Source organism: Bdellovibrio bacteriovorus HD100 (assembly GCF_000196175.1).
GTDB lineage: Bacteria > Bdellovibrionota > Bdellovibrionia > Bdellovibrionales > Bdellovibrionaceae > Bdellovibrio > Bdellovibrio bacteriovorus.
Map to the genome: position 1 here is coordinate 164650 of NC_005363.1, position 12632 is coordinate 177281.

At 50.1% G+C, this 12632-nt stretch carries 12 protein-coding genes; 6 read left to right on the plus strand and 6 right to left on the minus strand.

Annotation, left to right across the window (positions count from 1 at the left end):
• Nucleotides 1-22: 22 nt before the first annotated feature.
• From BD_RS00825 to BD_RS00850, 6 genes are read right to left on the minus strand one after another with little or no spacing between them, the layout of a single operon-like run.
• Nucleotides 23-2323 carry a [protein-PII] uridylyltransferase family protein gene (locus tag BD_RS00825; RefSeq protein ID WP_011162786.1) on the minus strand — a complete coding sequence of 767 codons (2301 nt, stop codon included), beginning with the start codon at nucleotides 2321-2323 and terminating at the stop codon, nucleotides 23-25.
• Entirely contained in the window at nucleotides 2316-3701 is a 1386-nt protein-coding gene (locus BD_RS00830; protein WP_011162787.1) for a protein TolB, read from the minus strand. The genes BD_RS00825 and BD_RS00830 overlap by 8 nt, the downstream gene beginning before the upstream one ends.
• Before the next feature lie 13 nt (nucleotides 3702-3714).
• Nucleotides 3715-4575: a TonB family protein gene (locus BD_RS00835; RefSeq protein ID WP_011162788.1), complete on the minus strand. Its 861-nt coding sequence runs from the start codon at nucleotides 4573-4575 to the stop codon at nucleotides 3715-3717.
• Nucleotides 4576-4583: 8 nt separating this feature from the next.
• Nucleotides 4584-5000 (minus strand): ExbD/TolR family protein, encoded by a 417-nt coding sequence (locus tag BD_RS00840; protein ID WP_011162789.1) that lies wholly within the window; start codon nucleotides 4998-5000, stop codon nucleotides 4584-4586.
• A gap of 2 nt (nucleotides 5001-5002) precedes the next feature.
• Nucleotides 5003-5740 (minus strand): protein TolQ, encoded by a 738-nt coding sequence (tolQ, locus tag BD_RS00845; protein WP_011162790.1) that lies wholly within the window; start codon nucleotides 5738-5740, stop codon nucleotides 5003-5005.
• Nucleotides 5741-5800: 60 nt separating this feature from the next.
• Nucleotides 5801-6667, minus strand: a complete 867-nt coding sequence (locus BD_RS00850; RefSeq protein WP_231839231.1) for a type 1 periplasmic-binding domain-containing protein — start codon at nucleotides 6665-6667, stop codon at nucleotides 5801-5803.
• 196 nt (nucleotides 6668-6863) lie between these two features.
• Here BD_RS00850 and BD_RS00855 point away from each other — a divergent pair, with 196 nt between their 5' ends.
• The 6 genes from BD_RS00855 to BD_RS00880 are packed head-to-tail and all read left to right on the plus strand — an operon-like array spanning nucleotide 6864 to nucleotide 12631.
• A complete protein-coding gene (locus BD_RS00855) occupies nucleotides 6864-7319 on the plus strand; it encodes an RrF2 family transcriptional regulator (RefSeq protein WP_011162792.1) in 456 nt (151 codons plus the stop codon).
• Entirely contained in the window at nucleotides 7312-8769 is a 1458-nt protein-coding gene (gene sufB / locus BD_RS00860; RefSeq protein ID WP_011162793.1) for a Fe-S cluster assembly protein SufB, read from the plus strand. Before BD_RS00855 ends, sufB begins: the two co-directional genes overlap by 8 nt.
• A 42-nt stretch (nucleotides 8770-8811) precedes the next feature.
• On the plus strand, nucleotides 8812-9570 hold the full coding sequence (gene sufC / locus BD_RS00865; RefSeq protein ID WP_011162794.1) for a Fe-S cluster assembly ATPase SufC: 759 nt from the start codon (nucleotides 8812-8814) through the stop codon (nucleotides 9568-9570).
• Nucleotides 9571-9579: 9 nt separating this feature from the next.
• Nucleotides 9580-10839 (plus strand): Fe-S cluster assembly protein SufD, encoded by a 1260-nt coding sequence (gene sufD / locus BD_RS00870; RefSeq protein WP_011162795.1) that lies wholly within the window; start codon nucleotides 9580-9582, stop codon nucleotides 10837-10839.
• 5 nt (nucleotides 10840-10844) lie between these two features.
• Nucleotides 10845-12074: an aminotransferase class V-fold PLP-dependent enzyme gene (locus tag BD_RS00875; RefSeq protein WP_011162796.1), complete on the plus strand. Its 1230-nt coding sequence runs from the start codon at nucleotides 10845-10847 to the stop codon at nucleotides 12072-12074.
• Nucleotides 12071-12631, plus strand: coding sequence for a NifU family protein (locus BD_RS00880; RefSeq protein ID WP_011162797.1), 561 nt, complete (start codon nucleotides 12071-12073; stop codon nucleotides 12629-12631). The genes BD_RS00875 and BD_RS00880 overlap by 4 nt, the downstream gene beginning before the upstream one ends.
• Nucleotide 12632 lies beyond the last annotated feature (1 nt).

The following is a 12632-nucleotide window of genomic DNA, read 5'->3' on the forward strand; positions in this document are numbered from 1 at the left end:
CTTTTGTCCAACCCCTTCACTATTAGTGAGGCAGCCGTCGAGGGTCAAGTTCCTTCAAAAGTGCAACGTTAGCCGAAAGCAGGCCTGTGACTTCATTCAGAAGCTCTTGCGGAGGCAGATGAAGCGCCAAGGCAAGCGCATGAAACGACTCATGATTTGGGCTCAGTTCCGTCAGCGACTCTGACGCAACCAGCTGAAGCATCTGCTCAATCTGGCGCAGTCGGTCATAGTTCTTGAGCAAAACACCTGATTTCTCCTCTAAAGCGCTGATCAAATCGGCGGTTCCTGTTGAGGAGGGTTTGAATTTCTTCTTTAAAACTGCGGTCTGCGCGGCCAGTTCCACATCCACAAGTCCGCCTTCGCTGTACTTCAAGTTGGGATGTGCTCCCTCAACCAGCAACTGAGTGCGGATGCGCTCAAGCTCATCCAGCTCAGCGGAAGAAAGCCCCAGATCCAAAAAGCCCAGATTATTGTGAGTGCTTTCGCCAATCCAGCGGGCTTTCAAATAAGCCTGACGTTCCCAGGCCGAACTTTGAGTTTGCAGATAGTCTTCCAGATCCTTTTGCACAATAACCAAGGGCCCGGCTTTTCCGGACGGGCGCAGGCGCATGTCGATGGAATAGATATTTCCACCACGATGACTTTCAGTCAGACGGGTGATGAAACGTTTGGCGAGCTTATAGTCTATTTCGACCGGTTCCTCCGGCACGACAAAGATGAAATCTAGGTCTGAGCGGAAACCCATTTCGCGGCCGCCCCATTTGCCCAACGCCAGAATGCGCAGCTTCGAGGGATATTCTTTTTTCAGAGCATCCAGCAACGTGGTCGCCACGGAATCCGCAGTGGAGGTCAGATTCGCGGTCAACTGCTGAAGGTTTTTATCTTCAAGATACTCGCTTCCGTTGATGACCTCAGAAAGAAGCTTCTTTTCAGCCAGTTCTTCCAGCAGGGTGCCCAGATCTTCCGAGTGTTTGTCCTGAGCGCGGTACACGAAACTGTCCAGCAGTTCAGGGCGGTTGCACAGAATGCGGGAAAGATACGGCGAATGACCGAACAACCACGCCAGTTCCTGCAGCAGTTCTTTTTCGCGCAATAGCAGCGCAAAGAAGCTGGCTTTGGCCCGCGTGCTGCCGATGAAATCTTTTAACAGCAACAAACCCCGGCGAATGTCGCCTTTTTGTTCCTGCAAGGTTTCTAGAAAAGCCCCCAAAAAGGCTTTGCGTGAAAGCTCATCGCGGCCTTTGTTGCGGGAAAGAACTTCCTGCCCCAGGATTTCCTGCCAAAGTTCCTGCAGATCCTGATCCGGCAAGCCGGTGCGTTTCAGTTCTTCTTCCAGCGAAATCTCTTTCGGGGCTTCCCCCAACAGACTTTTTACGATGGAATCACAGCGAAGCATGTCGAACTTCAGATTCGGCAAGGCCTGCATCACAAATTCAGGATGCGTTTCGTTCAGTACCAGTAAGTGAGTCTGTTCATCGTTCAGCGCCTGAACATAGTTTTCAAGCCGGCGCAGATTCCAATAGTGCTGGCGCAGGAACTTGGCTTCTTCAGGTGGCAGAAGCTCTTTCATTTCCAGCAGTAATAAAGCCTCCGTGGTTCCGCGCACCTGCAATGTCAGATCGCGGCCACCGTGAATGACCTGAAGGGCGTGGGTGAAAAGCTCGACATCGCGAATGCCCCCGATGCCCAGCTTTAAATCCACCACTTGATCCTGCGAGCGTTCCCAGTAATGCACCTGAATTTTAGAGCGCAGGGTCTTTAAGTCTTCGAGCAAAGTAAAATCCAGATGTTTGCGGAAAGAAAACTTCTGCGCAAACGCCAGCACTTCCTTCTGCACATCTTCATCACCGGCAATCGGGCGCAGACGAACAAAGGCCAGACGTTCCCAGGTTTCGCCATAGTTGCCATAGTAATCTTTGAATTGATCCAGGGTTGGAATCAGCGGCCCTTGTTTGCCGCCGGGGCGCAGGTCAAAGTCCACGCGAAAGACAAAGCCCGCCGCAGTTCGTTCAGTCAGAATCTTTTGAAACTTGCGCAAAGCCGAAAGGCCTTGGGCAGAGTCCTCCTGACTGACCAATAGAACATCCACATCCGAGCTTAAATTCAGTTCTGAAGACCCCAGCTTGCCCAGGGCGAAAAGTGCGATTTTTTGATTGGAAAAGCAGTGATCAAAAGCGTGGCGTAAAAGAAGATCCGCGGCCCCACTCCATTGCTGGCAGATTTGATCGGGGGCCATAGAGTCGGTCTTGGCGGCGTCAGCAAAGCGAGACCAGATCTCGCTGCGCTCTTGCCGTAACTGATCCTCGATGGATAAGTTAGTCAATGTTGTTGGACCATTTTGGCTTGTAGTAATTGTTGTTGTCGTTGGTCACACGACGCTCTTCAGTTCCGTCCACGGTGGAAATATAGATCTGATTTTTCCCCGTGCGGTTGGACGTGTACATCACGAATCTTCCATCCGGAGAGAATGAAGGGTCTTCGTTACTTGCCATGCGACCGTTTGGTTTCTTCGCGGAAGTCAGACGGATCATTCCAGTGCCGTCCGCGTTCATCACAAAGATATCAAAGTTGTTGTCGCTCTGGCCGGCAAAGGCGATTTTCTTGCCATCCGGAGACCAGGACGGGGACGAGTTAAACACACCTGCAAAAGTGATGCGTTTCACATTGTTCCCGGCAGCGTCCGCCGTGTAAATCATCGGGCGGCCCGCACGGTCTGAAGAGAAGCTCAGCAACCCTTGTGGGGATACTGTCGGCTCCACGTTCAATGCTCCGGCAGGTCCATTGGTGATTTTGCCAACCAGAGTTCCATCCAGTCCCATTTTGTAGATGTCCGGGCTGTTACCCTGGGAAATGGTCAGATAAATGTGTTTTCCGTCAGCCGAGAAGGACGCGCCTGAATTGATACCCTGGCGGTAAGAGATCAAAGATCTTTTCCCGGTCGTCAGATCCAACAGCAGCATGTCGGCGTTGCGGAACTTTGCACCCACACGTTTCACATAAGAAGTGTAGGCGATCTTTTTACCGTCCGGAGACCATGCTGGAGAAATCGAGATACTGCGATGATTCGAAACCTGTTCCATGTTCGCCCCATCCCAGTCCATCGTGAAGATTTCTTTGCTCTGGCCGCTGCCTTTGTCGCTGGAAACAACCACGCGGGACAGGAACGGACCTTCAACACCGGTCAGGGCTTTCATGACGTCGTTGGCGAAAGTGTGCGCGATACGACGGGCACTGCTGGTTGGGCCTTTATACTTTTTGCCCAGAACCAAGGCCGCACGGGGAACGTGGTAGGTGTAGGTTTCCAAAGTCACTTCGTTGCCGACAACCGAGTAACCCGCACGGATCAGGAAGTCAGCGCCGATGGAGGACCAGCTTTGGAATTTGAATCCGTTTGGCAGACCCGGAGCCGGCATCAAGCCGGTTTTGGAGGTGTCTTCCAGGAAAGCACTCTGGTTGATGAACTGGAAGTAAGAGGAAACGGTCAGATCGTTTGTGATCGTATTAAAGATCTCAACCCCGACACCCTGATTGCGGGAGGCTGTTGAAGGGGAGCCTGTGTATTGCAAAGGCGGGAACGCCATCAGGCTTTTTTTGGTGCGTGCTTCGCCCAACTTGATATAGATGCCATTGTTGTTTTGGGCATGGGAGAAAAGAGGGAATAGGCCGATAATCAGAGCAAGGGCCAGTATCTGTTTCATCATGATGTCCTCCTAGTTATTCCGGGAATCCGATCAGGATTCCGTCCACAGAGAATACGGCAATCAGTTTTTCCGGCGGAGCCGGGAATGGTGCCGAACGGTCAATGGTTGCTAATACTTCTTCATCGTAGCTGGGATTGCCACTGGATTTAACAATTTTTCTGCCCAGAATATTGCCGCGCGAATCCACGAACACACGCACCTGCGCTTTGTAATCGCGCTTCGCCAGCCATTCCGGGATTGTCCAATTTTGTTTGATGTGACGATCCAGATCGGAAATGTAGTTGTCGTTCTGAAGCTTGGCAATTCCCGTCAAAGATGTGCCAGGCGACAGGACGTTTCCTCTTACCGGCGTACTTCCGGTGGCGGCTTTGCCGGTTCCGGCAGCGGCCGCGGCTTTTTTCTTATCTTCGGCCACGTCCTCTTTGATTTTTTCCAATGCAGCCATGGCTTTGAGTTTGTCCAAAGCGTTTTGCTGCTGGGATTTCACTTTTTCCAGATTGATGCCCTCTTCCTTGGCTTTCGCCGGAGGAAGTTTCACAGGTTCTGGTTTTGGTGGGGTTTTCTTTTCCACCACTTTTTCCGGGGCCTTTTCGGGCGGTTTTTCTTTTACGGGTTCCTTGGCGACTTCTTTTTCAGGAAGGGCCGGTTTGGGATTTTCTTTTGCCGGGGGCGCCAGATCCTTGGGTTCCACCTTGTCCGGCAGGCCCACCATATCCACACGCACGGCTTGCGAGAAATCAATCGGTTCCGGATCAAAAAAGACCGTCTTCAAAGTAAAGATCGAGATAATAAGCGCGTGCAGGGCAAAGGAGATCCCTATGCCGCGGGTTACTTGCTCATCATTCTGCTGATCTTTTTCCTCTAAATAATTCACAGCTCAGGTCATTGATCTTTCGGCTGAGTGATCAGGCCGATGTTAAAGATGCCAGCGGCACGCACTTCGGCCATAGCTTCCGCGACGAAGCCATAGTCCACTTTGCGGTCTGCCTGAATGTACACCTGTTTGTTCTTTTTATTTTCGAAGATCGCTTTCAGTTTCGGGCGCAGTTCGTTCATGGCGATCTTTTGTTTGGCGATGGTCATTCTTTGATCTGAATTGATCACCAGTACAAAAGGCTCTTCATTGACTTCAACACCGGAAGAAGAGGTCTTGGGCAGATCCACTTCAATCCCCTGTTGCATCAAAGGAGTCGTCACCATGAACATGATCAGCAACACCAGCATCACGTCCACCAAAGGCGTGATGTTGATTTCGCTTAATGTCGCCCGGCTTTTTCCGCCGCCGCCACTCATTCCCATGATTAATTTCCTTGGAAGAAGTTACGTTTAACGATGTTCAGGAAGTCGGCGCCGAAGTTATTCAGAACGATCTCCTGTTTGCGAATTTTAGAGATAAAGTTGTTGTACAAAACAACCGCTGGAATCGCTGTTGCCAGACCGATTGCGGTGGCAATCAGGGCTTCCGAGATACCCGGCGCTACAACCGCCAAGCTGGCTGTTCCGGTCTGACCAATCTTGTGGAAGGAACCCATGATCCCCCAAACGGTACCGAAAAGACCGATGAAAGGACCGGTGGAGCCGGTTGTTGCCAGAACTGTCAGGCGGGATTCCAGTTTGGAAATTTCGCTTTCAGTGGCTTTGTTCAAAACGCGCTCCAGATTGTCGATGCCGGAAAGGATCGGTTTATCGCCTTCGGTTTTGGAAAGCAGCGGGGATTCAGAGATCTTTTTCATCTCCAGGTACACGGCTTTAAACACGCGGGCGACAGAAGAGTCTTTATATTGGTCGATGTCTTCAAACAACGTGTCTAAAGAATTTACCTTCCAGAATTTGGACAAGAACAGTTCATCGGACTGTTTCATGTTTTTGAACGTGACATATTTGGAGTAACCAATGGCCCAGCAGAAAACGGACATCACAATCAGCATCAACAAAGTCAGCTGAACAATGGGACTGGCTTGAGCGATAGCATCAATGGAGCTGGTGTTCACTGATACAGAGGGTGCAGCTTGGGCCGCGTTGACAAAAATAGGGGACATATCTAGACCTCCGTTAAGGTACGTCTTAAAAAGATATGCCCAAATGCATTTTGGATCAACCTATTGAGCAGGACCTTGGTTTAGAAGACGGAGCAATTCTGGCAAATTCGTCGTGATAAGGCCTTCTGCCTTATAGCGAGTTGCATCAGCAAGCTGAGCTTCATTCTCGATAGGACCCAGGAAGATTCTTTTGTTGCGACGACGCATCTCTGTGATGATCTCGTCGTTGAACGCCGGACGCTTCATCAATGTAAATGGAGCGATGAACACATCACCCTTAAATTGAGTCGATGGCAGAATCCACAACGAATCAAAGCTGAGCAATCTCATAATATCCGGATGGCTGGTGCCGTACACCCATTCTGGTTTCAGCTCTTTGATGGTTGTCATCACGATCAAAGCGTCGCTTTGAATCAGCGTGCGTTTGTTGGGTTTGAAAGCATCAATGGCGTTGACCACTGTGGAATGCACGTCGTGCACGTTATCCACGACATTCAGGACAAAGCGCGTTTCCGGGAACTGTTCGTAGTATTCTTTCAGTGCCGGAGTGGTCTTATAGAACTCGTTGATCTGCTCCCACGGATATTCCGACAGTTTTCCACCGGTCATGATCTTGGCCGTCGGATTGGCTTTTTGTTCAGCCATCTTCATATCGATGAATTCACGGTCGCGGTTGGCTGGCAAAATGAACGGCACTTTGTCCTGGGAAATGCGCACATCCGCCCAGATCACCGCATCGGGTTTGAGCTTCAGGGTCTCTTGAACCTTCTCCAGGGTGTCGGCTTTGACGATCACGATCGGAGCGGGGCCAGAAAAGAAGGCGTGTTCGTAGGCCGGGAAGGATTGCCCCAGACCCCATATACGGGCCATAAGCAGTAAAATACCAAGGATAAGGAAGCTGACAGCGGTAATGAAAAGGATTCTCATAGGACCTTCGTATAGCATCCTAAGACTTTGAAATCAGCACATTTTTTCAAAACAGAAGGAAAGATTCCTGTCATAACCTTAAATACGTTAAAATTAGGCGTATTTCGCCTTGTTTTTCAATTGGCTTTCTATTAGATAGAAGGCGACGCCGTGTCCGCAGAGGACCCTCTGAGGGCGCCGGTGAAGGGAACCTTACATGAATAAAATCAATCGCAAGCTTGAATACGCTCTGATGGCTCTCAAGTACATGAGTCAAAAGATCCCCGGGGAGCTCACAACTGCCAAAGAAGTGTCGGATTCATTCCACACACCTTTTGATGCGACTGCTCGTGTGATGCAGCAGATGGCCCAAAAGGGTGGGATTTTGCGCGCCGAATACGGAGCTAATGGCGGATATCAAATCACAAAAGACCTTGCGAAGGTTTCCATACACGACCTTGTTGAGGTGATTGAAGGACCAACTGCGTTGGTGAAATGCCTGCACAAGGAAGCGCCTTGTGAAATTCAAGGCACCTGCAACATCGTGTCTCCGATCACAGCTTTGAACGACAGACTTACAGACTTCTACAAAAGCCTGAGCCTGAAAGAACTATTGGTGGAAAGAATGGCAATGCCAGCGAAAAAATCCTCAGAGGCGGTGGCCCATGGATAATAACAAATCCTCCAGCAATCCGCTGGAAAGTTACGAATACAAATACGGTTTCACCACCGACATTGAAACAGATCAGGTTCAGCTGGGTCTGAACGAAGACATCATTCGTCTGATCTCTGCGAAAAAGAACGAGCCAGAGTGGATGCTTGAATACCGCTTGAAGGCGTTCCGTCACTGGCTGACGATGGTGGAGCCTGAATGGGCGCACGTGTCTTATCCGAAGATCGACTTCCAGGCGATCCGCTATTATTCCGCGCCGAAAAAAGCGACGGACGAAGCTGACAAACCAAAATCTCTGGATGATCTGGATCCGGAGCTGATCAAGACATTTGAGAAGCTGGGTATTCCGCTGACCGAACAAAAGCGCATCTCCGGTATTGCCGTGGATGTGGTGTTTGACTCTGTTTCTGTGGGCACGACTCACACCGAAGTGCTGGATAAAGCCGGTGTGATCTTCTGTTCTATTTCTGAGGCGATTCACAAACATCCGGATCTGGTGAAAAAGTACCTGGGCTCTGTTGTACCTCACACGGACAACTATTATGCCGCTTTGAATGCGGCGGTCTTCACTGACGGATCTTTCTGTTACATCCCGAAAGGCGTTCGTTGTCCGATTGATCTTTCCACTTACTTCCGTATTAACGCCAAAGACACCGGTCAGTTTGAAAGAACTTTGCTGGTGTGTGATGAAGGCGGTTACGTGAATTACCTTGAGGGCTGTACGGCGCCTCAACGTGATGAAAACCAGCTGCACGCCGCAGTGGTTGAGCTTGTGGCATTGGACAATGCCGAGATCAAGTATTCCACAGTTCAAAACTGGTACACAGGCGATAAAGAAGGCCGTGGTGGTATCTATAACTTTGTGACCAAGCGTGGAAAAGCTCTTGGGAAGTATTCCAAGATCTCCTGGACCCAAGTGGAATCCGGTTCTGCGATCACTTGGAAATATCCTTCCTGCATTTTGCAGGGTGAAGGCTCTGAAGGGGCGTTCTACTCTGTGGCTTTGACTCACGATCTGATGCAGGCGGATACCGGCACGAAGATGATTCATATTGGTAAAAACACCAAGAGCACGATCATCTCCAAAGGTATTTCCACGGACAAGTCCTCCAATGCTTACCGTGGTCAGGTGAAGATTCTGCCTTCGGCGGAAAATGCGCGCAACTACTCCCAGTGTGACTCCATGCTGGTGGGCGATCAAAGCAGTGCGCATACTTATCCTTATATTGAAGTGAAAAACAAAACTGCGACGATTGAACACGAAGCGACGACTTCACGTATCAGTGAAGATCAGATCTTCTATTTGCAGTCCCGCGGTCTGGATATGGAAAAAACAATTTCGATGCTGGTGAACGGCTTCTGTAAAGAGGTCTTTAAAGAGCTTCCTCTGGAATTCTCTGTCGAAGCCGTAAAACTGATCGAAATGAAACTTGAGAATAGTGTCGGCTAGGGCCGGCAGAGCGTAGCTGAAGCAGCTCAATAAAGGTGAAATATGAATTTACTAGAGATCAAAAACCTACATGCAAGAGTTGAAGAAAAAGAAATCCTGAAAGGTCTGAACCTGACAGTGAAACCGGGTGAAGTTCATGCCATCATGGGCCCGAACGGTTCCGGTAAATCCACACTTTCTAAAGTGCTTGCCGGTCACCCGGCGTATGAAGTCACTTCCGGTGAAGTGAAATACGAAGTGAACTTCAACATGACCAATTTGTTGGATCTTGAGCCGGATGAAAGAGCCAAAGAAGGCATCTTCCTGGCATTCCAGTATCCGATTGAGGTTCCGGGTGTTTCCAATTTCACGTTCCTGCATACGGCTTTCAACTCTGTATTGCAGCACCAGGGTTCTGAACCAATGCCGGAAGGTGAGTTCCGTGAATTCCTTTATCAGAAAATGAAACTGGTCAGCATGAAGCCTGAATACCTGGATCGCCCGGTGAACACAGGTTTTTCTGGTGGTGAGAAAAAGAAAAATGAAATTCTGCAGATGGCGGTTTTATCCCCGCGTCTGGCGCTTTTGGATGAAACAGATTCCGGTCTGGACATCGATGCTTTGCGTGTTGTTTCTGAAGGGGTGAACAAACTTCGCCGTAAAGACAACGCGATCATTCTGGTCACTCACTATCAGCGTCTGTTGGATTATATCAAACCGGACTTCGTTCACGTTTTGGCCAACGGCAAAATCATCGAGACTGGCGACAGCTCTTTGGCGCTGAAGCTGGAAGAAAAAGGCTACGACTGGCTGACGGTATAGGAAGTGACTATGAACCTGTTAACGAGCTATGAAAAATTCAGTCAATCCAACCCTGCAGATGGCGCATTGTCCGCTTTCCGCAAGGCCGGGTATGACTATGCTCTAAATAAAGGTCTTCCGACCCGCAAGGATGAAGACTGGCACTATACCAGCGTGAAGACTTTGAACGAAGGCACGTTCCTGCCAAGCGCAGTGAATCCGGTAGAGCCCAGCCACGAAACTCTGGTAGAGATCAAAAAAAATCTGAATCCGGAATTTGCCAACATCGTTTTCTTTAACGGTGTATTGAATAAGACCCTGTCGGCAGATTTGCCAGCGGGTGTGAGTCTAAAAGAACTTTCCCAGTATCCGGCTCAGTTTGATGACACCTTTGATGCCTTGAACGGCGCCTATATGGCAAAACCGTTTTTGGTGACTGTTGCCAAAGAAACGTCTGTGGAAAAACCTGTGAATTTCGTCTTCTTCACGTCTGCGGAAGGGGGCCCATCACTGATGGTAAATCCTCGCCTGAGTCTTGACGTGGGCGCGCGTTCTTCCGTGCGTGTGCTGGAAAGCCATTACGGCAAAGCTGGCACCACTTACTTTGCAAACTCTGTCAGTGATGTGCATGTTGGCGAAAGTGCCAAGCTTGTGTACGTGCGTGTTCAGGCTGAAAGCGAAAGTGCGGTGAATATCGGTCGCACGCGTCTGGTGGTTGAAAAAGACGCCAACGTGGAAAGCCTGGCTTTTGCAACGGGTGCCAGACTGTCCCGTCATTCTTTGGATGTGATTTTGAACGGCCCTGGTTCCAATACGGAAATTCTGGGTGTGTACGCGGTTCGTGGCAACCAGCACGTGGACAACACTTCCTTGATCAACCACAAGGTAGGCGAGTGCAATACCAATCAGCTTTATAAAGGTATTCTGGACGGGGAATCCCGTGCCGTGTTCTGCGGAACTGTTCGCATCGAAAAGGGTGCGCAGAAAGCCAACTCGGCCCAGTTGAATAATAATCTTCTTTTGAGCGGCAAAGCGGAAGCCGACAGCAAACCTTGTCTGCAGATTTATGCTGACGATGTGAAAGCGGCGCACGGATCCACAGTGGGTCAGTTGAACCGTGAAGAGCTGTTCTATCTGCAGTCCCGCGCCATTCCGAAAGAGAAAGCCATCCCGATGCTGAGCTACGGGTATCTTTCTGAAGTGATTTACAAAATTTCCGACGAGAACATCCAGAAATGGTTGTCTCGCCATCTGGACGAGGCGTTCAGCAGCCTTGCCCTGAATCGGTAAGTGATATGAGTAATCTAGACGACATATTTGCCTCTGTAAGATCCCAGTTTCCGGCTTTGACTCAGAAAGTTCATGGCAAGAACCTGGTTTATCTGGACAGTGGTGCGACAACTTTGAAGCCGCAGTCGGTGGTCGACCGTATTGCGCATTTTTATTCTTATGAAACTTCCAATGTTCATCGTGGCGCACACTATCTGGGTGACGTGGCGACCGGACATTTCGAAGCGGCCCGCCAGAAGGTGGCCGAATTCCTGGGTGCCCGTCAGTCCGAGGAAATCATCTTTGTTCGTGGCACCACCGAGGGCGTGAACCTGGTGGCAAATTCCTGGGGCCTTTCCAACTTGAAGGCCGGGGATGAGATCCTGATCACCGTGATGGAGCATCACGGAAACATCGTGCCGTGGCAGATGGTCGCAGAAAAAGTCGGCGCCAAAGTCGTGGCCGCGGATATTCTGGACAATGGCGAGCTGGATCTTGAAGACTTCAAAAAGAAATTGAACTCTCGCACGAAGATGGTGGCTTTCACCGCTTCTTCGAATGTTCTGGGCACGAACACAGACATGAAGCTTTTGACCAAGCTTGCTCATGAAGTGGGTGCGAAGGTTCTGGTGGATGGGGCGCAGATCGTGTCTCAGTTGCCGGTGGATGTTTCTGATATTGATTGCGACTTCTTTGTGTTTTCTGCACACAAGCTTTTCGGCCCGTTTGGGTTTGGGGCTGTGTACGGAAAAAAAGAGATTCTGGATCAGATGCCCCCTTATCAGGGTGGCGGCAGTATGATTTCCAAGGTGACGATCGAAAAAACCACGTTCAATGATGTGCCGACGCGCTTTGAGGCCGGAACTCCGCACGTGGAAGGCGCCGTGGGATTGCATGCGGCACTGACGTTCGTTGAGAACATCGGTCTGGATAAGATTCATAAATATGAGATGGATCTTTTGAACTACGCAACTGGCAGGCTTCTGGAGATCCCGGATGTAAAAATCTACGGAACCTCTCAGAATAAAGGGGCGATTTTGTCCTTTAATCTGAAAGGGGCTCACCACTCTGACATTGGTCAGATTCTGGACCAAGAAGGTGTGGCAGTCAGAGCAGGACACCATTGTACGCAGCCGCTGATGGCGCGTCTGGGAGTTCCCGGCACCGTCAGAGCATCCCTTTCAGTGTATAATAATCGTGAAGATATTGATTCTATGGTTAAAGCCGTGGTGAAAGCCCGGGAGATGTTGTTATGAGCACCCAAGATGTACTGATTCGTATTCAGGCAACTCCGAACCCCAATGCGTGGAAATTCGTTTTGGATCGCGCCGTCTTGAATGACGGCAAGGCGACCTATGCTGATGCCAAGGAAGCTGAGCAGAGCATTCTGGCGTCTTCCTTGTTCCAGGTGGAGGGTGTTCGTCAGGTTCACTTCTTCCAGAACGTGATCACGATCACGCATAATTTCGATGCGGATCCGGAAGAGATTCAACGCAACGTTTGTTCGGTGATTCAGACCCGCATGCCGGCGCATAATCCGGCGGTGACCCAGATGGATGAAAAGAAGCTTCGCCGTGCCAGCCTGCCGCCGGAAGTCCAGCAGATCGAAGAGATTCTGGACCAAACGGTCCGTCCCGGTTTGCAAGGTGACGGCGGGGACTTGGATGTGGTGAAATATGAAGACAACAAGCTCTATGTCTTTTATCAGGGAGCTTGTGGAACCTGCCCGAGTGCCACTTCAGGTACACTGATGGCCATCGAGGGAATTTTGCGGGATCAATTCAATCCAACAATTGAAGTTATCCCGATGTGAG

What these genes read in the sequence shown, in the direction of transcription:
- BD_RS00830 (WP_011162787.1), bottom strand. Translation starts at nt 3,701, where the DNA reads ATGATGAAACAGATACTGGCCCTTGCTCTGATTATCGGCCTATTCCCT.
- BD_RS00840 (WP_011162789.1), bottom strand. Translation starts at nt 5,000, where the DNA reads ATGGGAATGAGTGGCGGCGGCGGAAAAAGCCGGGCGACATTAAGCGAA.
- tolQ (WP_011162790.1), bottom strand. Translation starts at nt 5,740, where the DNA reads ATGTCCCCTATTTTTGTCAACGCGGCCCAAGCTGCACCCTCTGTATCA.
- BD_RS00850 (WP_231839231.1), bottom strand. Translation starts at nt 6,667, where the DNA reads ATGAGAATCCTTTTCATTACCGCTGTCAGCTTCCTTATCCTTGGTATT.
- BD_RS00855 (WP_011162792.1), top strand. Translation starts at nt 6,864, where the DNA reads ATGAATAAAATCAATCGCAAGCTTGAATACGCTCTGATGGCTCTCAAG.
- sufB (WP_011162793.1), top strand. Translation starts at nt 7,312, where the DNA reads ATGGATAATAACAAATCCTCCAGCAATCCGCTGGAAAGTTACGAATAC.
- sufC (WP_011162794.1), top strand. Translation starts at nt 8,812, where the DNA reads ATGAATTTACTAGAGATCAAAAACCTACATGCAAGAGTTGAAGAAAAA.
- sufD (WP_011162795.1), top strand. Translation starts at nt 9,580, where the DNA reads ATGAACCTGTTAACGAGCTATGAAAAATTCAGTCAATCCAACCCTGCA.
- BD_RS00875 (WP_011162796.1), top strand. Translation starts at nt 10,845, where the DNA reads ATGAGTAATCTAGACGACATATTTGCCTCTGTAAGATCCCAGTTTCCG.
- BD_RS00880 (WP_011162797.1), top strand. Translation starts at nt 12,071, where the DNA reads ATGAGCACCCAAGATGTACTGATTCGTATTCAGGCAACTCCGAACCCC.